The following is a 20,739-nucleotide window of genomic DNA, read 5'->3' as shown; positions in this document are numbered from 1 at the left end:
GCTCCTCTCAGGGGCCGGGCCAGTAGGTGCTGCTGTCGATGATGTCATCGGTGATCTGCATGATGCGGTACCCGACCTCCACCTTGCCGATCTTGAAGGTCCTGGTCAGCGCCTGGACACCGGGGCCCGCCTTCGGCAGCTTGCCGCCCTGGCCGAGGTAGGTGACGACGTCGTTGATGATCGCCTTCTCGACCTGGTCCGGCGTGAGGTCCGTGAGCCGGAAGTCCTTCAGGGTGCCGGGCCCGGGGTGGGCGCGGTAGAAGGAGTGGCCGGTCTTGAACCGCCAGGTGTAGCCGCCGGCCTGGACCGCCCGCCGCATGTTGACGAGGGCCTCGCCCGCCTTGGAGATCTCCTTGAACTCGCCGATCTCCATGTGCGCGCTGGCCACGACCTTCGCCCGCACCAGCGACCGCAGCCGCTCCACCGTCCGCTCGGCGATCCGCAGCGAGCGGAAGAAGTCGGAGAGGCCGGAGGAGATGGCGACGATCGCCTTGCTGACCGCCGGGATCTTCCCGATGACCGCCACCAGGCTGGCCACGTTCACCAGCGTCCACAGGCAGCTCTCGACATCGCCCGACGAGAAGCAGCGCTTCGCGTCGGTGACGCCGACGACGTCCAGGAGGACCTGGCCGCCGTTCTCGATCACCCAGTCGATGACGCTCTTGTTGGAGTCGGCGAGCGCCTTGCGGAACTCGTCCACACAGGCCTGCCCGCACTCCTGGCGCAGCGCCGCCTCTTCGTCGGACGTCAGATCGGGACCCGCGTTCCCACTGCCGCCGTCGCCCTTGCTCGCGGCGAGTGCCGCCGCGCGCTGCTGGGCCTGGAACTCGCGGAGCTCCTCCTCGGCGTGGTCGGCCGAGGCGTCCGCGTCCTTCGCGTAGCCGTCCGCGTTCGAGGCGGCTTCCTCGGCGGCGGTGGCGTCCGACTCGGCGGTGGTCGCCGTGGCGCGGGCGCTCGACGCGTCGCCCTCGGCGGCCGAGGCCGCCGAGCGGGCGCCGCTCGCGCTCTGCTCCGCGTCGGTCGCCGAGGCGCGCGCCGCGGTCGCGGAGGTGCCGGCGGTGGTGGCCGCCTGCTGCGCGAACATCGCGTCCTCGTTGGCCTGCCGGTCGTACTCGACCGTGTGGGCCTCGGCGGTCTTCGCCGCCTTGGCCGCGGCGGCCGCCTCGGACGCGGAGGCCCGGGCCTGCCGCACCGACACGGCTGCGGCCGCCGCCGAGTCGGCCGCCTGGGACGCGGCGGTCGCCGCGGCCTTGGCGTCGGCGTCGGCCTTGGCGGCGAGCGCCTTCGCCTCGACGGCGGCCTTCGCCGCCTGGTCGGCCTTGGCCTGGGCGACGGCCGCCTGCTGGTCGGCGGCCGACTTGGCGGCCTGCCCGGTCAGCACGGCCAGGCCCGCCGAGGAGTCGGTCTCCTTGTACGGGGAGCCGAGCTCGATGGCGTCGTTGGCCGGCTTGACGACCTGGAGCGCCGAGTCACGGGCGGCGGTGGCCGCCTGTGCGGTGGCGTAGGCGAAGCCCGCGGTCTGAACGGCCGTTGCCGCGGCGGCGGTTGCCTCGGTCCGGGCCGCCGTCGCGTTCTGCCGCGCCACGACGGCCTGCTTGGCGGACTCCGCCGCGAGCGCCTGGGCGTTCTTCACGTTCTGCGCCGCGGCCTCCGAGGCCTCGATCGCGTCGGCCGCCGCGGCATGCGCCTTGAGCACCGCGGCGTGCGTGGTCGCGGCGTCGGCCGCCGCTCCGTCCGCGGCCGCCTGCGAGCGTGCGGCCGCACCTTCGGCGCGCGTGGCGGCCGCGTCCGCGGCCTGCGACGCGGCGCCCGCGTCATTGGCCGCCGAACGGGCCGAAGTGGCCGCGCCGGTGGCCGCGTTGGCGGCGTTGCGCGCGTCCGTGGCGGCCTGCCGGGTCTCGCCCGCGGCCGCCGTCCCCTCGGCAGCGGCGGCGGCCGCCTCCAGGGCCTTGGCCCGGGCGGTGGTGGCGTCCTTGTTGCGGTCGGCGTCCGCCGCGTCGTTGCGCGCGTTGAACGCCTTCAGCTCGGCGGCCTCGGCGTCCGCCCGCTTGCTGCCTGCGGTCGCGCCCGCCGCCTCCGCGTTCTGCCGCGCGGTGCTCGCCGCGGCCTGCTGGGTCTGCGCCCGGGCCTCCGCGTCGGCGGCCTTGGCCCGCTCGCTGTCGGCGGTGGCCCGCTCGGCCGCCGCCCTGTCCCGCTCGGCCTCGGCGGTGGCCCGCTTGGCGTGGGCGTCGGCGGCCGCCGTCTTGGCGGTCGACTCGGCGGCCTCGGCCTTGACCTGGGCGGCCTTCGCCTTGGTGGCGTTGTCGGCGGCGGCCTTGGCCTGCAGGGCCGCGCCGTCGGCGGCGGCCTTGGCCTGCGCCGCGGCCTCCTCGGCGGCCTTGCGGCGGAACTCCGCCTTCGAGGCGTGCGCCTGCGTCATCGCCAGGGCGTTGAGCGTCTTGCTGTCGGCGGCCGAGGCGCGGGTCGCGTTCGACGCCGTCTCGGTGGCCTTGGCCGCGGCAAGGGCGGCCGCGGCCGACGCCTTGGTGATCTGGGCGGCCTGCTGCCCGTACAGCAGACCGCGCCCGCGCGGCACACCCGCCGCGTCCGCGATCGCGTACGCCGCCTGCTGGGCCCTGTCCACGGTGTCGGCCTGCGCCTTGGCGTCGAGGGCGGCACGCGAGGCGACGAAGAGCCGCCCGGTGGCCCGCGCCTTGGCGTTGGCGATGTCGACCTTGACCTTCGCGAAGTCGGCCTTCGACGGGTACGAGAGCCCCGCCTTCGCCGGGTCGGCCTTCAGCCAGTAGGCCTCCCAGTCGGCGAGCCGGCTCGCGATCAGGGACTGGCCGAGGGACTCGCCCATCGCCTGCGTCGCGATCTGGAGGTCCTTGTTGGCCTGCGCCTCGGCGGTCAGGACGGCGCCGCGCTGGTCCTTCTGCGCGGCGAGTTCGGCCTGCCACTCCAGGGCGGCGGTGGCCAGCTCCGGGCCGAGCACGTTGTGCGGGTCCGGCGGGTTCTTGCTGGCACACGACGCGAAGCGCGCCTTGAGGTTCTCCACGTCGATCCGGAACTCCATGGAGTCCGGGTCGGGCGCGCTGGTGGGGAAGCCGCCGTTCTGCAGGAAGATGCGCGCGTCGTCCGCGTACATCCCGTGCATGAACGTCATGTCCTCGAAGGCACGGCGGTCGTAGTAGTTGTCGCTGGTCTCCGGGTAGTACAGGGACTTGGCGAGCGCGGTGACCGCGTCCGCGGACGCCTTGTTGGCCAGCGGGGTGAGGTCGTTGTAGAAGTCGCTCTCGCCCGTCCAGAACTGGTCGGCTATCCAGCCCGAGAACCCGGTCTGCTGGAAGATCGAGGGCGTGGAGTCGCCGGGCATGCCGGGCGGGTCCTGGAAGGCGGCGACCGAGGCGTAGCCGGGCGGCGGCTCCTGGTTGAGGGACTGTGACCAGACGTCGTTGCGCCCGTACAGCTCGTCCATCTTGGCCAGGCCCGCGTCGTGGTCCTTCTTGAACGCGGCGGAGAGCGGAGTGCCGTCCCAGTACTGCGGGTTGGCGGCGGTGGCCAGTTCGGCGTCGGTGCCGCTCAGGCCCGTGCGGGCGACCGACTTCATCTCGGCCCCGCCCTTGCGCAGGACGAAGTCGAGCCGGCACTGGTCCTGGCGGACCTTGGCGGCGGCGTCGAGGTCGAAGCCGGCCGGCGGGTCGGTGACCGCGGCGGCGTTCTGGGCGGCGAGCGGCGGCTGCAGACCGCTGCCGGAGACGGTGGTGGCCAGCGCGGTGGCGAGGGCCGTGGAGGCCAGGAGCTTCGACCAGTTGCCGAGATATCGGCGGCGTCTGGCCCCGGGCGCGTGCGTACGCATCACGAAGTAGCCGTTCTGAGAAGGCAGTTGGGGGAGTGGAAGGCCGGGCGCGGAACGGCGGAGGTCCGCCGTGCGGGGCTCAGCGGGAGGTTCAGAAGAGGGTGTCGAAGCCGGCCCAGCCGCTGGTGCCGATCTGCACCCGGGCCGCGAACGGCGCCTTGGGGTCGCCGGTGCCCTTGAACAGCCAGAGCGCCCCGGCCGCGTCGCTGCCGATCAGATCGGCCTTGCCGTCGCCGTTGTTGTCGCCGGTCGACACCAGCTGCTTGTACGCCTCCCAGCCCTTGCCCACCGTGATCCGGGAGCCGAGCGCGGCGTCCGCCGTCGCGGTTCCGGTGCCGGGGTAGACGTAGAGCGTTCCGTCGGTGCCCCGGGCGATCAGGTCGCTCTTGCCGTCACCGGTGAAGTCCCCGCGCCCGACGATCTGGTTCATGCCGTTCCAGCCGCCGCTGCCGATCCGGATCTTCGTCTGGAAGCTGCCGTCCGGCTTGCCCTGGTAGAGCCACAGGGCGCCGGCCGCGTCCCGCGCGACGAGGTCGGGGTCGGCGCTGCCGCCCATGTTCCCGGCCGACACGAGCAGGTTGTACGTGTCCCAGCCGCCGCCGATGACCTTGGTGTCGGCGCCTTCCTCGGCGGTGTAGTAGAGCGTGCCGCCCATGCGGTAGTACAGGTCGTTGCCGGTGCCGCCGGCCGAGACGTTCGCCTGGACCAGGGCGCTCGCGTCGCCGAACCCGCCGCCCAGGTCCACCTGGGCCTGGAAGCCGCCGGTGCCCTTGGCCTCGTAGTCGTAGAGGTGCCCGGTGCTCTTGCGCGCGAGCAGCGGGAACGTCTTGGCGGCGCCGGGCGCGGCCAGTGCCGTCTGCTGACCGGCGGCCGCGTTCCGCGCCGGTGCCTGCCCGTTCTGGGTGGCGGCGGCCGCGCCCACCGCGCCGACGGCGGCCAGCGCCACGGCCGCGACCAGCGCCCTGCGCAAGGGCCGCCGGACGGATCCGGCCGCGGAAAGGAATCCTCTTCGCACGTGTCTTCCTGCCTCTGGGTGATGGTTCGGCCCAGGAGGAAGCGGATGGTGCGGTGCCGGCTGACGGGCCGTTCCGTAGAAGACCGCGGAAAGTGCCGTCGGGCGCGTGCGCCCGGACGCGATGTCTGAAAACCCTGTCGCCCCCCCAGGGCTGACATGATCCTTACACCTCACCCCCACAACTGGAAGTAACGGTTTGGGAGTTGACAGGGAAAATGGCGGGCAAAGTTCCGCTTTTCGCCCGGAAAAATCTTGGCCGGGCGCGGGTAAGCCCGGACACACCAAAGGGCGGCACCCGTCCAGGACGTGGTGCCGCCCTCCTGCGCGGTGGGGCCGGGGCTACTCCTGCCCGGAGCCGCCGAGCTGGTGCACCCGGACCATGTTGGTGGTGCCGGGGATGCCGGGGGGCGAACCGGCCGTGATGACCATGGTGTCGCCCGCGCTGTAGCGGTTGAGCTTGAGCAGCTCGGCGTCGACCAGGTCGACCATCGCGTCCGTGGAGTCCACGTGCGGGACGACGTACGTCTCGACGCCCCAGCTCAGCGCGAGCTGGTTGCGGGTGCTCGGGTCCGTGGTGAACGCGAGGATCGGCTGGCACGTGCGGTAGCGCGAGAGCCGCCGGGCCGTGTCGCCGGACTGGGTGAAGGCGACGAGCGCCTTGCCGTCCAGGAAGTCCGCGATCTCGCAGGCGGCCCGGGCCACCGAACCGCCCTGGGTACGCGGCTTCTTGCCCGGCACCAGCGGCTGGAGGCCCTTGGAGAGGAGCTCCTCCTCGGCCGCCTCGACGATCTTCGACATCGTCTTGACCGTCTCGATCGGGTACGCGCCCACCGAGGACTCGGCGGAGAGCATGACCGCGTCCGCGCCGTCCAGGATCGCGTTGGCGACGTCGGACGCCTCGGCGCGCGTCGGCCGCGAGTTGGTGATCATCGACTCCATCATCTGGGTCGCGACGATCACGGGCTTGGCGTTGCGGCGGCACAGCTCCACGAGGCGCTTCTGCACCATCGGGACCTTCTCGAGCGGGTACTCCACGGCGAGGTCGCCACGGGCCACCATCACACCGTCGAAGGCGGCGACGACGCCCTCCATGTTGGCGACCGCCTGCGGCTTCTCGACCTTGGCGATGACCGGCACGCGGCGGCCGACCTCGTCCATGACCTTGTGGACGTCCTTGACGTCGTCGGCGTCCCGGACGAAGGACAGCGCGACCAGGTCGCAGCCCATGTTCAGGGCGAACCGCAGGTCCTCGATGTCCTTCTCGGACAGGGCCGGGACGTTCACGGCCGCGCCGGGCAGGTTGATGCCCTTGTGGTCGGAGATGACACCGCCCTCGATGACGATGGTCTTCACCCGGGGGCCTTCGACCGACACGACCTTGAGCTCGACGTTGCCGTCGTTGATCAGGATCGGGTCGCCCTTGGCGACGTCGCCCGGCAGGCCCTTGTAGGTGGTGCCGCAGATCGACTTGTCGCCGGGGACGTCCTCGGCGGTGATCGTGAACTCGTCACCCCGGACCAGCTCGACCGGGCCCTCGGCGAACTTCGCGAGGCGGATCTTGGGGCCCTGGAGGTCGGCGAGCACGCCCACCGCGCGGCCCGTCTCCTCGGCGGCCTTGCGGACCCGGTCGTACCGGGCCTGGTGCTCGGCCTGGGAGCCGTGGCTGAAGTTGAAGCGGGCCACGCTCATGCCGGCCTCGATCAGAGCGACGAGCTGCTCATGAGAGTCGACGGCGGGGCCCAGGGTGCAAACGATTTTGGAACGGCGCATAAGGCGGATCCTATCGGTTTGTTTCGCTACGGAATATTCCGTCTGGTGGAATGTACAAATGGGCGGGATGACGCTCAGGTGTCGCTGCGGCAAACCGGAAATTCGGTCAGCTATTCACCAGCGCATACGTCTGCTGAGCGATTTCCAGCTCCTCGTCCGTCGGTACCACGGCGACCGCGACCCTGGCGTACTCCGGCGAGATCAGCCGCGCCGTGTCGGACCGCACGGCGTTGAGCTCGCCGTCCACCGCGAGCCCCAGCTCTTCCAGGCCGGCGATCGCGGCCTCGCGGACCGGGGCGGCGTTCTCGCCGACGCCGGCCGTGAACGCGATCGCGTCGACCTTGCCGAGCACGGCGTAATAGGCGCCTATGTACTTCTTCAGACGGTGAATGTAGACGTCGAAGGCGAGTTGTGCCTTCTCGTCGCCCTCGTCACAGCGGCGGCGGATCTCCCGCATGTCATTGTCGCCGCACAGACCCACCAGGCCGCTCTTCTTGTTGAGCAGCACGTCGATGTCGTCCGCCGACATTCCGGCGACCCGCTTGAGGTGGAAGGTGACCGCCGGGTCGATGTCGCCGGACCGGGTGCCCATGACCAGGCCCTCCAGAGGCGTGAGCCCCATCGAGGTGTCGACGCACCGGCCGCCTCGGACCGCGGAGGCCGAGGCGCCGTTGCCCAGGTGCAGCACGATCACGTTCACGTCCTCGGGCGCCCTGCCGAGGAGCCGCGCCGTCTCGCGCGACACGTAGGCGTGCGAGGTGCCGTGGAAGCCGTAGCGGCGGATGCGGTGCTCGTCGGCGGTCGCCACGTCGATCGCGTACCGGGCCGCGGACTCCGGCATCGTCGTGTGGAACGCGGTGTCGAACACCGCGACCTGCGGCAGATCGGGGCGCAGCGCGCGGGCGGTGAGGATGCCGGTGATGTTCGCCGGGTTGTGCAGCGGCGCGACCGGCACCAGGCGCTCGATCTCCGCGAGCACCTCATCGGTGATGACGGTCGGCGCGCTGAACTTGAGCCCGCCGTGCACCACCCGGTGCCCGATGGCCGCCAACTCCGGTGAATCCAGGCCGAGTCCGTCCGTCGCCAGCTCCGCGGCGACGGCCTTGAGCGCGGCCGCGTGGTCGGCGATCGGGCCGTTCTGCTCGCGGGCCCCACCACCGGTGACCAGCGGCGTGTGCTTGAGCCGGGACGTCTCCTCGCCGATCCGCTCGACGAGCCCCACGGCCAGGCGTGAGGCGTCGCGCATGTCGAGAAGCTGGTACTTCACCGACGAGGAACCGGAGTTGAGCACGAGGACGCGGGTGCCCTGGTTGGCGGTGGTCATGCGGAGGCCTCCTGCTCCCGCGCCTGGGCCTGGATGGCCGTGATGGCGACGGTGTTGACGATGTCCTGGACGAGGGCGCCGCGCGACAGGTCGTTGACCGGCTTGCGCAGACCCTGGAGCACCGGGCCCACGGCCACGGCGCCGGCCGAGCGCTGCACGGCCTTGTAGGTGTTGTTGCCGGTGTTGAGGTCCGGGAAGATCAGCACGGTCGCCTGCCCGGCCACCTCCGACTCCGGCAGTTTGGTCGCCGCCACCGAGGGCTCCACGGCCGCGTCGTACTGGATCGGGCCCTCGATCTTCAGGTCGGGCCGCGTCTCGCGCACCAGCTTGGTGGCCTCGCGCACCTTGTCGACGTCCGCGCCCGAACCGGAGGTGCCCGTCGAGTACGACAGCATCGCGATCCGCGGGTCCACGCCGAACTGCTGGGCGGTGGCGGCCGCCTGCACCGCGATGTCCGCGAGCTGCTCGGCATTCGGGTCCGGGTTGACCGCGCAGTCGCCGTACACGAGCACCTTGTCGGCGAGGCACATGAAGAAGACCGAGGAGACGATCGAGGCCTCGGGCTTCGTCTTGATGATCTCGAAGGCGGGGCGGATGGTGGCGGCGGTGGAGTGCACCGAACCCGACACCATGCCGTCGGCAAGTCCCTCCTGGACCATCAGCGTGCCGAAGTAGTTCACGTCCGCGACCACGTCGTACGCCAGCTCCACGGTGACGCCCTTGTGGGCGCGCAGCTGCGCGTAGCGCTCGGCGAACTCCTGGCGCAGCTCGGAGGTCCCCGGGTCGATGATCTGGCACTTGGTGACGTCGATGCCGAGGTCGGCGGCCTTCTTGCGGATCGCCTCCACGTCACCGAGCAGCGTCAGCTCGCACACGTCCCGGCGCAGCAGCACATCGGCCGCGCGCAGCACCCGGTCCTCGGTGCCCTCGGGCAGCACGACCCGGCGCCGGTGGGCGCGGGCCTGCTCCAGGAGGACGTGCTCGAACATCATCGGGGTGACCCGGCCGCTGCGGGCCACCGAGACGCGGCGCAGCAGGTCGGCGGTGTCCACGTGCCGCTCGAAGAGGCCGAGCGCGGTCTCCGCCTTGCGCGGGGTCGCCGCGTTCAACTTGCCTTCCAGGGCGAAGAGTTCCTGCGCGGTGGGGAAGGAGCCGTGGCTGACCGCGACCACCGGGGTGCCGGGTGCGAGCCGGTCGGCCAGGGTCAGGATCGCCTCGCCGGGACGCTCGTCGAGCGTGAGCAGCACGCCCGCGATCGGCGGGGTGCCGGCGCTGTGCGCGGCGAGCGAGCCGACCACCAGGTCCGAGCGGTCGCCGGGGGTCACGACCAGACAGCCCGGGGTCAGGGCGTTCAAGAAGTTGGGCAGCATCGCGCCGCCGAAGACGAAGTCGAGGGCGTCGCGCGCGAGCCCCGCGTCGTCGCCGAGCAGCACCGTGCCGTCCAGGGCGGCGGTGATCTGCGCGACCGTGGGCGCCGAGAGGGCGGGCTCGTCCGGCAGGACGTAGCAGGGCACGGGCAGGCGCGCCTTCAGGCGCTCCTCGATCTCGTGCCGGTCGGCCGGGGCGACCCGGTTGACCACCATGGCCAGCACATCGCAGCCGAGCCCGTCGTAGGCCCGGTAGGCGTTGCGCGCCTCGGCCCGTACGGACTCGGCGGTCTGGCCCTTGCCGCCGACCACGGGTATCACCGAGGCGCCGAACTCGTTGGCGAGCCGGGCGTTGAGCGCCAGTTCGTCGGGGAGCTGGGTGTCGGCGAAGTCGGTGCCGAGGACCAGGACGACCTCGTAGTCGCGGGCCACCCGGTGGAAGCGGTCGACGAGCCGGGAGACGAGTTCGTCGGTACCCTGCTCCGCCTGGAGCGCGGACGCCTCGTGGTAGTCCATCCCGTACACCGTGGCGGCGTCCTGTGCCAGCCGGTAGCGGGCGCGGAGCAGATCGAACAGGCGGTCAGGGCCGTCGTGCACCAGGGGGCGGAAGACACCCACCCGGTCCACCTGGCGGGTCAGGAGCTCCATGACTCCCAGCTCGATGACCTGGCGGCCGTCTCCCCGGTCGATCCCGGTCACGTACACGCTGCGCGTCACGCGTGCTCTCCTGTTCTGCATCGCAGGAAATTGTCCATATAGGGCGGTCTTGCCCCCTTGACAATACCTCTGCGGATGGATAGGGCGCCCGCCGGACGAAAGGCCCGGCGGAAGGGTCGGAAGACCCGCCCCCCATGATGGTCGGAGTAGCAGGATGGGCGGGTGGCCCAGGGTGCGTGGGACAATCTGAATTGCTCACGTTACGGGGGATTCGGGCGTGACCTCCCAGGACCAGCGAAGCAGGAGATTGACCACGATGCGCATCGGAGTTCTCACCGCAGGCGGCGACTGCCCCGGCCTGAACGCAGTCATCCGGTCGGTCGTGCACCGGGCCGTGGTCGGGCACGGTGACGAAGTCATCGGATTCGAGGACGGGTTCAAGGGCCTGCTCGACGGTCACTACCGCCCGCTCGACCTCAACGCGGTGAGCGGCATCCTGGCCCGTGGCGGCACCATCCTCGGCTCGGCCCGCCTGGAGCGCGACCGGCTGCGCGAAGCGTCCGAGAACTGCGCCGAGTTGACCAGGCGCTACGGCATCGACGCGCTCATCCCGATCGGCGGCGAGGGCACGCTCACCGCCGCCCGCATGCTGTCCGAGGCGGGCATGCCCGTGGTCGGCGTGCCCAAGACCATCGACAACGACATCTCCGCCACCGACCGCACCTTCGGCTTCGACACCGCCGTCGGCGTGGCCACCGAGGCCATCGACCGCCTCAAGACCACCGCCGAGTCGCACCAGCGCGTGATGGTCGTCGAGGTCATGGGCCGGCACGCGGGCTGGATCGCGCTGGAGTCCGGCATGGCCGGCGGCGCCCACGGCATCTGCCTGCCCGAGCGGCCCTTCCAGGTCGACGACCTGGTCAAGATGGTCGAGGAGCGCTTCGCGCGCGGCAAGAAGTTCGCGGTCGTCTGCGTCGCCGAGGGCGCGCACCCCGCCGACGGCTCGATGCCGTACGAGAAGGGTGCGATCGACCAGTACGGCCACGAGCGCTTCGCCGGCATCGGCAACCGGCTCGCCGTCGAACTGGAGCGGCGCCTGGGCAAGGAGGCCCGCCCCGTCATCCTCGGCCACGTCCAGCGCGGCGGCGTTCCGACCGCCTACGACCGCGTCCTCGCGACCCGCTTCGGCTGGCACGCGGTGGAGGCCGTGCACCGCGGCGAGTTCGGCAACATGACGGCGCTGCGCGGCACGGACATCGTGATGGCCCCGCTGGCCCACGCGGTGACGACCCTGAAGACGGTCCCGGACAACCGGATGTACGAGGCCGAGTCGGTGTTCTAGCCCGACCACACGGGACCTGGGCCCCTGTTCGCGGGGGCCGAAGGTCACGTGTTGGGGCGCGTTCAGCCGTGGGCCAGCTCCCAGAACCGGTCGACGATGCGGTCGAGGAAGTCCCGCCCCGCGTCCCCGGTGTCGTTGTCCGAGCCCCAGTTGAGCGTGGCGACCATGTGCGACTGGTACTCGGTGTGGAGCTGATCGAGCACCCCCTCCACATGCTGCTTGGAGAGCGGGAGCAGCTTCGCCGTCGGCTTGACGTAGGCCTGCCAGCGCGTGGTCACCGCGCCGCGCAGCAGCTCGGCGAGATCCTCGTTCTGGCCGGTGGCCGTCACGTAGTCGCGCAGCGACAGCTGGAGCAGATCGGCCAGGGACGCCGACTGGCGTTCGTTGCCCCGCCAGCGCCCCGCGTCCTCCATGCGCCGGTACGCCCCGACGTCGAGCCCGACCCGGCGGGCCATGTCCTCCAGGGTCAGACCGCGTGCGAGGCGGTGCTCGCGCAGGGTGGAGGCGGCCGCCATCAGATCGCCGGGGGAGCACCACAGGACTCCGGCCAGTGCGGTCAGCTCCCGCGCCTCGGGCGCCGCGAGCCCCCGCTCCCACGCCATCACGGTGTCCGGTGACACCAGAAGGCCGTACTGGGCGCGCATGCCGTAGGCGACGTGGCCGGGGGCCATGCCCAGGGCCTCTCGCAGTCGGCGGGCCGCGAGGGCATTGAAGGGTGGGGTGGGGTGCACGCGCACACCGTAGGACGGTAAGTGACATCTGCCTACGGTGTGTTCCACCAAAGAAGGTGAATTGGAGGAAAGTACGGTTTTGGTGGCGTCCGGGTTACCTAAGGGTTGGGTAAGCGTGTGCTCGCCAACGCTAACCCTTCACCCCGCCGGCCAGCGCGAAACCTCCGCCGAGCCGCCGTGCGATCAGGACGTACAGCAGGAGCACCGGCGTCGAGTACAGGATCGAGAAGGCGGCGAGCTGGCCGTAGACCACCGAGCCGTAGTTCCCGAAGAAGGTGAAGACCGAGACCGAGGCGGGCAGCCGGTCGGGGGAGAGCAGCAGCATGAAGGGGACGAAGAAGTTCCCCCACAGCATGATGAAGGTGTAGATCGTCACCACCGTCACGCCCGGCCCCATCAGCGGCAGCACCACCCGCACCAGGGTCTGGGGCATGGACGCCCCGTCCGTCCAGGCGGCCTCCTCCAGGGCGAGCGGCACTCCGTCCATGAAGTTCTTCATCAGCCAGATGGCGAACGGGAGTTGGGAGGTGGCGAGGAACAGTGCCGTGCCGTACGTCGTGTCGACGAGGTTCACCTGCACGAAGAGCCCGTACACCGGAACCATCACCGCCGTGATCGGCAGGCACGTCGTGAACAGGATCGTGAGCAGGTACGGGCGGGTCACGCGCGAGCGGTAGCGGGAGAGCGGGTAGGCGGCGAGTGCCGCGCACACCACCGTCAGCAGCGTCGAACTCCCGCACAGCACCAGACTGTTGAGCATCGGCGTGAACGTGATGTCGGGGGTCAGGACGGCCGAGAAGTTGTCCGGGGTCACCGAGCCCGGCACCCGTACCCGCAGATCGGCCTGGGTGTCGACGGAGGCCAGCAGCAGCCAGAGCAGCGGCACGGCGAAGGCCGCCGCCACCGCGAGCAGGGCCAGGTCGGCGGCGATCCGCTGCCGGGTGCGGCGGCGCACCCGGCCCGTGCGGGCCGGCCCGGCGCCATGGGTGGACGGCCCGCGTCCCTCGCGGGCCGTCACACGTCCACCCTCATCAGCCGCAGATAGACCACCGAGAACAGCGAGCCGACCAGGAGCAGCAGGAGTGCGACCGCCGTGCCGTAGCCGATCAGGCTCTTCAGGAACGCCTGGTCGTACATGAACACCGGCAGTGTCTGGCTGCGGTCGCCCGGGCCGCCCCGGGTCATCGCCCAGATGAGGCCGAAGACGGAGAGCGTCTGGAGGGTGTTGAGCATCAGGTTGGTGCCGATGGAGCGGCGGATCATCGGCAGGGTGATGTGCCAGAACCGGCGCGCCCCGCCCGCCCCGTCGACCTCCGCCGCCTCCTCGATGTCGCGCGGGATCTCGGCGAGCGCCGCCGAGTAGATCAGCATCGAGAACGCGGTGCCGCGCCACACGTTGGCGAAGGACACGGCGAGGACCGGCAGCGTGAACAGCCAGTTCTGGGTGGGGAGATGGAGCCATTCGAGGATCGCGTTGAGCGTGCCCTCGCGGCGGAAGAAGGCGTACAGGAGGAAGGCCGCCACGATCTCCGGCAGCACCCAGGCCGTGATCACCAGCGCCCCCGTCACCGTCCGCACCGGGCGCGAGGCCCGCCGCATCAGGGCCGCGAGCGCCAGGCCGAGCGTGTTCTGCCCCACGAGCGAGGACAGGACGGTGAAGACCAGGGTGAGCCAGACCGCGTTGCGGAACGCGGGGTCCGCGAACGCCCGCCGGAAGTTGGCGAAGCCGACGAAGTCGACCGACGAGGATCCGGTCAGCCGCATGTCGGTGAACGCGATGTAGACGCAGTAGCCGATCGGCCCGGCGAGGAAGAGCAGCAGGAGCAGGGTCGCCGGTGCGATCGGCAGCCAGCGCGCGGCACGGGCCCCCGGGCCGCCCCGCGCGGCCGCGAAGGCGCTCAACTGGCGCCCTGGACTATCGACTTGAGCTGGTCGTCGTACGCCTTGGCCGCGGCGGCCGCCGAGCCGCCGGTCGTCACCGACTCCATCGCCTCGCCGATCGCCGTCGACACCTGCGGATACACCGGAAGCGCGGGCCGGTAGTGGGTGGAGGGGACCAGGCCGGTGAAGAAGGTGATGCCCGGCATGGAGTGCAGATACGTCGGATCGGCGGCCACGTCCCGGCGGACCGCGATCTGGGCGTCCGCCACGTCCCACTTCACCGCGTTCTCCTTCGTCTGCATCGTCTTGACGAAGTCGAAGGCGAGGGCGGGGCTGGCCGCCTTCGCGGGGATCGCCCAGGTCCAGCCGCCCGACATCGAGACCTTGCCCGGCGCCTGGCCGTACTGGGTCGGCATCGCGGCCTGGCCGAGCACGGCCGACCAGGCCGGCCACTCCTTGGGGCCCTTGTTGATCCAGTTCTGGCCGAGCCAGGAGCCGTCGAGGGCGATCGCCAGCTTGCCGTTCGGCATCCAGTCGGTCGCCAGGTGGGTGCCCACATTGGGGTCGAGGGCGTCGGAGGGGTCGGGCCCGAGCTTCCGCGCGTACACCGTCCGTACGAAGTCGAGCGCGTCCTTGAAGCCCTGGGTGCCCGAGACCCACTTCTTGGCGGCCGGGTCGTACAGCGGGTTCGCGCCGGTCCCGTACAGGAGCATCTCCAGGCCCTGCATGGCCGACGCCTCGCCGCCGGCCTTGCCGGTGTAGACGTTGAGCGGGATGACGCCCGGCACCTTCTCCTTGACCGTGCGGGCGGCGTCCAGGACCTCCGCCCAGTTCTTCGGCTGCCAGTTCGCGGGCAGGCCCGCCTTCGCGAAGATCTGCTTGTTGAACCACAGGCCCCGGGTGTCCGTGCCGTCCGGCACCCCGTACGTCTTTCCGTCCTCGGCCTTCGCCGCGGCCTTCGCGGTGTCGACGAACTGGCCCCACTGGTCCCACCCGGACAAGTAGTCGTCCAGCGGGCGCAGATAGCCCGCCCCGATGTCGGCGTTGATGCGGAACGTGTCCTCGTAGACCAGGTCGGGGGCGGTCTTCGGGGAGCGCATCATCTGCTGCACCTTGGCCGCGTAGTCGTTGTCGGCGGCCTGGATCGGCACGAGTTCGGCCTTCTTGCCGGGGTGCGCCTGCTCGAACTGCTTCTTGACGTCCTCCAGGAACGCGTCCTTGAAGCGGATCTTGTTGTCGGTGGAGCGGTTGTACGCGATCTTCACGGTGTTGGCGTCGCTGCCGGAGCCGCCGCAGCCGGCGAGCGCTCCGGCGGCGAGGGCGGCGGCGAGGATCAGGGAGAGCCGGTGTCCGTACGCCGCTCGGCGACGCGGGTGGGGGCGGGACACGGGGGCTGCGGCGGGGGCGGTGGGGCGCACGGGCACGACCTCCTCGGGCCGGGCGTGCGGCCGTGGCCACGGCCGCACTTGGCTGCCCGGTGAACGTAAGGGCGCCCGCAGGCAAGGTCAACCCCGCGCCCGCCCCCGGCCGACAACCTTGTCAACCGCCGTGGCGCCGTGGTGAGTTGAGCCAGCGGTACTGCAGCTCGGGGCGGCCGATCTGGCCGTACTGGGGACTGCGCTCGGCGCGGCCGGTGGTGACCAGATGCTCCAGATAGCGGCGTGCGGTGATCCGCGAGATGCCGACCGCGAGGCCGGCCTCCGCCGCCGTCACCCCCTGCGGCGCCTCGCGCAACGTACGGGTGACCGCTTGCAGGGTGGGCGCGCTCAGCCCCTTGGGCAGCGCGGAGGGCTGCGGGGCGCGCAGCGCGGCGAGCGCCCGGTCCACCTCCTCCTGCCCGCTGGCCTCCCCGGCCGTCGCCCGGAACTCGGCGTACCGCACGAGCCGGTCGCGCAGGGTGGGGAACGTGAACGGCTTCAGCACGTACTGCACGACCCCGAGCGAGACGCCCTCGCGCACCATCGTCAGGTCCCGGGCCGAGGTCACCGCCACCACATCGGCGCTGTGCCCCGCCGCCCGCAGCGACCGGACCAGCTGGAGGCCGTGCCCGTCCGGCAGATACAGGTCGAGCAGCAGGAGGTCCACCTCGGTCCGCTCCAGGGCGCGCAGCGCCTCGGCCCGCGAGTGGGCGACCGCCACCGCGGTGAAGCCGGGCACCCGGCCGACATAGAGCCGGTGCGCCTCGGCGGCGACGGGATCGTCCTCGACGACCAGCACCCTGATCATGTGCGCACTCCCTGCTCTATGGGCAGCCGCACGGTGAACTCGGCGCCCCCGTAAGGACTTCGGTCGAGCGCGATGGTGCCGCCGTGCCGGGCCGCGGTGAGCCGCACCAGGGTGAGGCCGAGGCCGCGCCCCGGGCTCTTCGTCGACCACCCCCGCTCGAACACGGCCTCGGCGGCCGCCGGGTCGATGCCGGGCCCGCTGTCCGCGACCCGCACCACGAGGTCGCCGTCCTCGGTGGTGAGCGTGACGGCGACCTCGGCGGCGGCGCTGCCCTGCGCCGCGTCCACCGCGTTGTCGAGGAGGTTTCCGAGGACGGTCACCAGGTCGCGGGCGGGCAGGGAGTCCTGGAGGAGGCCGTCCCCGATCGCGCTGCCCTCGGTGAGGACCAGCTCCACGCCGTGCTCGTTGGCCTGCGCCGCCTTGCCGAGCAGCAGCGCGGCGAGCACCGGCTCGCCCACCGCCGTGACCACCTGGTCGGTGAGCGCCTGGGCCAGCTCCAGCTCGGCGGTCGCGAACTCGACGGCCTCCTCGACCCGGTCCAGCTCGATGAGCGAGACCACCGTGTGCAACCGGTTCGCGGCCTCGTGGGCCTGCGCCCGCAGCGCCTGGGTGAAGCCGCGCTCGGAGTCCAACTCCCCGGAGAGTGCCTGGAGTTCGGTGTGGTCGCGCAGGGTCACCACGGTGCCGCGCTGCCCGCCGGAGGAGACCGGCCGGGTGTTCAGGACCACGATCCGGTCGGCCGTCATGTGCACCTCGTCCACCCTCGGCTCACTGGCGAGCAGCGCCCCGGCGAGGGCGGCGGGAAGGCCGAGTCCGGCCACCGGGCGGCCCACCGCGTCCTCGCCGAGCCCGAGCAGCTCGCGCCCGCCGTCGTTGATCAGCGCGATCCGCCGCTGTCCGTCGAGCATCAGGAGCCCCTCGCGCACGGCGTGCAGGGTGGCCTGGTGGTAGTCGTGCATCCGGCTCAGCTCGGCGGCGTTCATGCCGTGCGTGTGGCGGCGCAGGCGCGCGTTGATCACGTACGTGCCGAGCCCGCCGAGCACGAGCGCGCCGCCCGCCATCCCGGCGAGCGCCACCAGTTGCTCGCGCACCTGCTCGCTGATCCGGTCGATGGTGATGCCCGCGCTGACGAGCGCGGTGATCCGGCCATGATCATCGGGGTCGCGCACCGGCGTCACGACCCGTACGGAAGGGCCGAGCACTCCCATGTGCGTCTCGGTGAACGTCTCGCCGAGCAGCGCCGGAGCGGTGTCGCCGAGGTAGGTCCTGCCGATCTCGCCCGGCACGGGGTGCGTCCAGCGGGTGCCGTCCGGCGCCATCACCACGACGAAGTCGACGCCCGTCGTGGTGCGCAGGGTCTCCGCGTACGGCTGGAGGGCGGCCGTCGGGTCCTTGGTGCGGGCCGCCGCGACCACCGAGGGCGAGGCGGCCACCGAGGTCGCGGTCGCGATCGCCTGGCGCCGGGCGGTCTCCTCGGCCTGACGGCGGTCGGCCAGGTACGAGAAGAGCGCGCAGCCCGCCACGATCGCGGCGACCAGAACCACCTGCATGGCGAAGAGCTGGCCGGCGAGCGAGCGGGGTCCGGGGAGACGCATCCGGTAAGTGTGCTGGCTGGATCTGCATGAACGAAATGCACGTAAGGGTGACCGGCGTCACAGTGTGCTGGATAGTCGCGGGGATCGCTGAATCGGCCATCGGGACATGGCCGCAGCCGCAACGGAGCCGCAACGAAGGAGAACCCCGTGGCAGAGCCAGCCGCCCGCCGGGAGCGCACCCACTATCTCTACCTGGCCGTGATCGGCGCCGTGGTGCTCGGCATCATCGTGGGTTTCGCGGCGCCGGGAGTCGCCGTCGAGCTGAAGCCGATCGGCACCGGGTTCGTGAACCTGATCAAGATGATGATCTCGCCCATCATCTTCTGCACGATCGTGCTCGGCGTCGGCTCGGTGCGCAAAGCCGCCAAGGTCGGCGCCGTGGGCGGCCTCGCGCTCGGCTACTTCCTCGTCATGTCGACCGTCGCCCTCGCCATCGGCCTGGTCGTCGGCAACATCCTGGAGCCCGGCTCCAGCCTGCATCTGACCGAGGCCGCCCGGCACGCCGGGGCCAAGCAGGCCGCCGGTGCCAGCGAGTCGACGGCCGACTTCCTGCTGTCGGTCATCCCCAAGACGATGGTGTCCGCCTTCACCGAGGGCCAGGTCCTCCAGACCCTCCTGATCGCCCTGCTCGCCGGCTTCGCCCTCCAGGCGCTCGGCTCGGCGGGACAGCCGGTGCTGCGCGGCATCGAGCACATCCAGCGGCTCGTCTTCCGCATCCTGGCGATGGTGATGTGGGCGGCGCCCGTCGGCGCGTTCGGCGCGATCGCGGGGGTGGTCGGCGAGACCGGCGTGGACGCCCTGAAGGCGCTGGCGGTCATCATGATCGGCTTCTATGTCACCTGCGCCCTGTTCGTGTTCGTGGTGCTCGGCGCGATCCTGAGGCTGATGACCGGAGTGAACATCTTCGGCCTCCTGAAGTACCTGGCCAGGGAGTTCCTGCTGATCCTGTCCACCTCCTCGTCGGAGTCGGCGCTGCCGCGGCTCATCGCGAAGATGGAGCACCTGGGCGTGAGCCGCTCGGTGGCCGGCATCACCGTGCCGACGGGGTACTCGTTCAACCTGGACGGCACCGCGATCTACCTGACGATGTCCTCGCTGTTCATCGCGAACGCGATGGGCAAGCCGCTGGGCGCGAGCGAGCAGATCTCGCTGCTCCTCTTCATGATCATCGCTTCGAAGGGTGCGGCCGGGGTCACGGGCGCGGGCCTCGCCACCCTGGCGGGCGGCCTCCAGTCCCACCGCCCCGAACTGGTCGACGGCGTCGGCCTGATCGTCGGCATCGACCGTTTCATGAGCGAGGCGCGGGCGCTGACCAACTTCGCGGGCAACGCGGTGGCCTGCGTCCTGGTCGGCACCTGGACGAAGGAGATCGACAAGGCCCGGGTCGCGGAGGTCCTGGCGGGCCGCCTCCCCTTCGACGAGCGGATGCTCGCGGCGGGTGAGCCCGAGGTGCCCGAGCAGCGGGAGGAGCCCAAGTCGCCCTCGCCCGCGACCGCTTGAGGACCCTGACCGCTTGAGGACCGCGACCGCTTGAGGGCCCTGACCGCTTGAGAACGACGGCCACTTGGGGGTCTCGGCTACTTGAGGATGTTGACCGCGCGGGCGACCACGAGGACAACGGTCAGCAGGGAAACGGCCGACTGCAGCATCATCAGCATCTTCGCCCACCGGTTCAGCGGCATCACGTCGGTCGGACTGAACGCGGTGGCGTTGGTGAACGACAGGTACAGATAGTCAGGGAAGGCCGGTTCCCAGTGGGGCGGGGCCAGTTCGGGGCTCTGCATCTGCGGGAAGAGGAAGTCGGGGTAGAGCCGGGTCGCGTGCATCCGGGCGACCGGGCCGCCCCGGTCCCACTCCCAGTACCAGAGCGCGAACACGATCACGTTGGTCAGCCAGATGCCGCCGCCCGTCACCAGCAGGGCGGCGGCATCGTGGCCTTCCCGCCCCCGTACGAGCCCGACCACGAGCCGCACCGCCGACCAGCCGTTGGCGGCGCTGATGCAGGCGATCAGGACGAGCCCCGCCAGCCGGTAGAGCCGGGAGGCCCGCTCGATGCGCAGCGGGTTGGCCGCGATCAGCGCCGCGATGAGCGCGACCTCCAGTGCGGGCAGCAGCCACCTGGGATGGATGGTCAGCCGTTCGGGCAGCGTCCACTGCAACGCGACGGCGACGAGCACGGCCACCGCCGAGGCCCAGCGCGACTCCCCCCGGGTGACCCGCTGCCAGGCGGGCACCGGCCGGTGCGTGGAGTCGTGCCGGGACTCGTCATGCGGTACGTGTGTCACGGGCCCCATGCTGCCGCCCCGGCCGGACGGGGGCGAACCGGGGGCCGCGGACGGGGCGGTTTCCCGCCGGAGGGCGGGGCGGCCCCGGTTTCCCGGACGGGTCCGGGGATCAGCTGCCCAGGACCTTCACCGCCTGGTAGTACGTCCACGCCGTCGCGTCGCACGACGCCTTCTTCGCGGTGCCGTACGCGTTGCAGACGCGCTTGAGGTCCTCGTACAGGGCGCTGTCGACGCGCGCCTTGTTCGCGGGGAACTGGCCCGCCGCCTTGTAGTTGCGGTAGCCGAAGTCGTGCCGGGCGCACGACAGTTTGAAGGGGAAGCCGAGAGGGTTGTCGGGGGACTTGGAGCAGTAGTCCGTCGACCAGTCGAAGCCGTAGGCGGACCAGCGGCCCTGGTCGTTGTGGGCGGCCTGCCACGCGGTGGAGCTGGCCGCGCTGGTCTGGGTGAAGGAGGCCAGTACCTGCGCCTTGTCGGCCGGGGCGGCCTGGGCCGGGGCGGTGGCGAGGGCGGCGAGGGCGAGGGCCGCGGTCGCGGTCATGCTCAGGGTGGTACGACGGCGCATCCTGAACCTCCGTGAGGAGAGGGGCAATTGACGTGCCGTCACTCTCGCCCCACGGACTAGGGGCGTGCTACGGGCTTGCTGAAGAAGCCCCGAAAGATTTCCGGGGCCGTCGTCTGCCGGCTACCGGCCGAGCGCCGGCAGTCCGG

Annotated in this window: 15 protein-coding genes; 2 read left to right on the top strand and 13 right to left on the bottom strand. The window is 71.4% G+C overall.

The genetic code is table 11. From position 1 onward, the window contains the following. Positions 1–7 precede the first annotated feature (7 nt). The 5 genes from ACFYZA_RS19920 to pta form a co-directional block, all read right to left on the bottom strand. A complete protein-coding gene (locus tag ACFYZA_RS19920) occupies positions 8–3,838 on the bottom strand; it encodes a hypothetical protein (RefSeq protein ID WP_388491937.1) in 3,831 nt (1,276 codons plus the stop codon). 91 nt (positions 3,839–3,929) lie between these two features. Then, positions 3,930–4,853: an FG-GAP-like repeat-containing protein gene (locus ACFYZA_RS19915; RefSeq protein WP_388491935.1), complete on the bottom strand. Its 924-nt coding sequence runs from the start codon at positions 4,851–4,853 to the stop codon at positions 3,930–3,932. Between the two features lie 339 nt (positions 4,854–5,192). Beyond that, positions 5,193–6,623: a pyruvate kinase gene (gene pyk, locus ACFYZA_RS19910; protein ID WP_382598182.1), complete on the bottom strand. Its 1,431-nt coding sequence runs from the start codon at positions 6,621–6,623 to the stop codon at positions 5,193–5,195. Positions 6,624–6,729: 106 nt separating this feature from the next. Next, entirely contained in the window at positions 6,730–7,947 is a 1,218-nt protein-coding gene (locus ACFYZA_RS19905; protein ID WP_388491933.1) for an acetate kinase, read from the bottom strand. Beyond that, on the bottom strand, positions 7,944–10,031 hold the full coding sequence (gene pta / locus ACFYZA_RS19900) for a phosphate acetyltransferase (RefSeq protein ID WP_388491932.1): 2,088 nt from the start codon (positions 10,029–10,031) through the stop codon (positions 7,944–7,946). The genes ACFYZA_RS19905 and pta overlap by 4 nt, the downstream gene beginning before the upstream one ends. A 256-nt stretch (positions 10,032–10,287) precedes the next feature. Here pta and ACFYZA_RS19895 point away from each other — a divergent pair, with 256 nt between their 5' ends. Next, complete coding sequence (locus ACFYZA_RS19895; protein WP_382598176.1) at positions 10,288–11,313, top strand: ATP-dependent 6-phosphofructokinase; 1,026 nt, start codon at positions 10,288–10,290, stop codon at positions 11,311–11,313. 62 nt (positions 11,314–11,375) lie between these two features. Here ACFYZA_RS19895 and ACFYZA_RS19890 read toward each other — a convergent pair whose 3' ends face one another. The 6 genes from ACFYZA_RS19890 to ACFYZA_RS19865 all read right to left on the bottom strand — a co-directional run bounded on the left by ACFYZA_RS19890 (position 11,376) and on the right by ACFYZA_RS19865 (position 17,746). Beyond that, a complete protein-coding gene (locus tag ACFYZA_RS19890; protein ID WP_382598174.1) occupies positions 11,376–12,044 on the bottom strand; it encodes a helix-turn-helix domain-containing protein in 669 nt (222 codons plus the stop codon). A 130-nt stretch (positions 12,045–12,174) separates the two neighbouring features. Continuing rightward, a complete protein-coding gene (locus ACFYZA_RS19885) occupies positions 12,175–12,999 on the bottom strand; it encodes a carbohydrate ABC transporter permease (RefSeq protein ID WP_388491994.1) in 825 nt (274 codons plus the stop codon). A gap of 59 nt (positions 13,000–13,058) precedes the next feature. Continuing rightward, positions 13,059–13,946, bottom strand: coding sequence for a carbohydrate ABC transporter permease (locus ACFYZA_RS19880; RefSeq protein ID WP_382598169.1), 888 nt, complete (start codon positions 13,944–13,946; stop codon positions 13,059–13,061). Continuing rightward, positions 13,943–15,343: an extracellular solute-binding protein gene (locus ACFYZA_RS19875; RefSeq protein ID WP_388491929.1), complete on the bottom strand. Its 1,401-nt coding sequence runs from the start codon at positions 15,341–15,343 to the stop codon at positions 13,943–13,945. Before ACFYZA_RS19875 ends, ACFYZA_RS19880 begins: the two co-directional genes overlap by 4 nt. A gap of 121 nt (positions 15,344–15,464) precedes the next feature. Continuing rightward, entirely contained in the window at positions 15,465–16,151 is a 687-nt protein-coding gene (locus tag ACFYZA_RS19870) for a response regulator (RefSeq protein ID WP_382598165.1), read from the bottom strand. Beyond that, complete coding sequence (locus ACFYZA_RS19865; RefSeq protein WP_388491928.1) at positions 16,148–17,746, bottom strand: ATP-binding protein; 1,599 nt, start codon at positions 17,744–17,746, stop codon at positions 16,148–16,150. The genes ACFYZA_RS19870 and ACFYZA_RS19865 overlap by 4 nt, the downstream gene beginning before the upstream one ends. 147 nt (positions 17,747–17,893) lie before the next feature. Here ACFYZA_RS19865 and ACFYZA_RS19860 point away from each other — a divergent pair, with 147 nt between their 5' ends. After that, on the top strand, positions 17,894–19,246 hold the full coding sequence (locus ACFYZA_RS19860) for a cation:dicarboxylate symporter family transporter (protein WP_388491926.1): 1,353 nt from the start codon (positions 17,894–17,896) through the stop codon (positions 19,244–19,246). A gap of 77 nt (positions 19,247–19,323) precedes the next feature. Here the strand turns inward: ACFYZA_RS19860 and ACFYZA_RS19855 are convergent, their stop codons facing one another. Both ACFYZA_RS19855 and ACFYZA_RS19850 read right to left on the bottom strand, forming a co-directional pair. Then, positions 19,324–20,040, bottom strand: a complete 717-nt coding sequence (locus ACFYZA_RS19855; RefSeq protein WP_388491925.1) for a hypothetical protein — start codon at positions 20,038–20,040, stop codon at positions 19,324–19,326. A gap of 100 nt (positions 20,041–20,140) precedes the next feature. Beyond that, positions 20,141–20,593 (bottom strand): phospholipase, encoded by a 453-nt coding sequence (locus ACFYZA_RS19850; RefSeq protein ID WP_382598157.1) that lies wholly within the window; start codon positions 20,591–20,593, stop codon positions 20,141–20,143. Positions 20,594–20,739 lie beyond the last annotated feature (146 nt).

This window comes from Streptomyces sp. NPDC001828, assembly GCF_042892175.1.
Taxonomy (GTDB): domain Bacteria; phylum Actinomycetota; class Actinomycetes; order Streptomycetales; family Streptomycetaceae; genus Streptomyces.
The sequence above is the reverse complement of the archived record's forward strand: the minus strand, read 5'-3'. Positions and strand labels throughout refer to the sequence as shown.

Excerpts from the sequence above, each read along its gene's own strand:
- ACFYZA_RS19920 (WP_388491937.1), bottom strand. The coding sequence starts at position 3,838 with ATGCGTACGCACGCGCCCGGGGCCAGACGCCGCCGATATCTCGGCAAC.
- pyk (WP_382598182.1), bottom strand. The coding sequence starts at position 6,623 with ATGCGCCGTTCCAAAATCGTTTGCACCCTGGGCCCCGCCGTCGACTCT.
- ACFYZA_RS19905 (WP_388491933.1), bottom strand. The coding sequence starts at position 7,947 with ATGACCACCGCCAACCAGGGCACCCGCGTCCTCGTGCTCAACTCCGGT.
- ACFYZA_RS19895 (WP_382598176.1), top strand. The coding sequence starts at position 10,288 with ATGCGCATCGGAGTTCTCACCGCAGGCGGCGACTGCCCCGGCCTGAAC.
- ACFYZA_RS19870 (WP_382598165.1), bottom strand. The coding sequence starts at position 16,151 with ATGATCAGGGTGCTGGTCGTCGAGGACGATCCCGTCGCCGCCGAGGCG.
- ACFYZA_RS19865 (WP_388491928.1), bottom strand. The coding sequence starts at position 17,746 with ATGCGTCTCCCCGGACCCCGCTCGCTCGCCGGCCAGCTCTTCGCCATG.
- ACFYZA_RS19855 (WP_388491925.1), bottom strand. The coding sequence starts at position 20,040 with ATGGGGCCCGTGACACACGTACCGCATGACGAGTCCCGGCACGACTCC.
- ACFYZA_RS19850 (WP_382598157.1), bottom strand. The coding sequence starts at position 20,593 with ATGCGCCGTCGTACCACCCTGAGCATGACCGCGACCGCGGCCCTCGCC.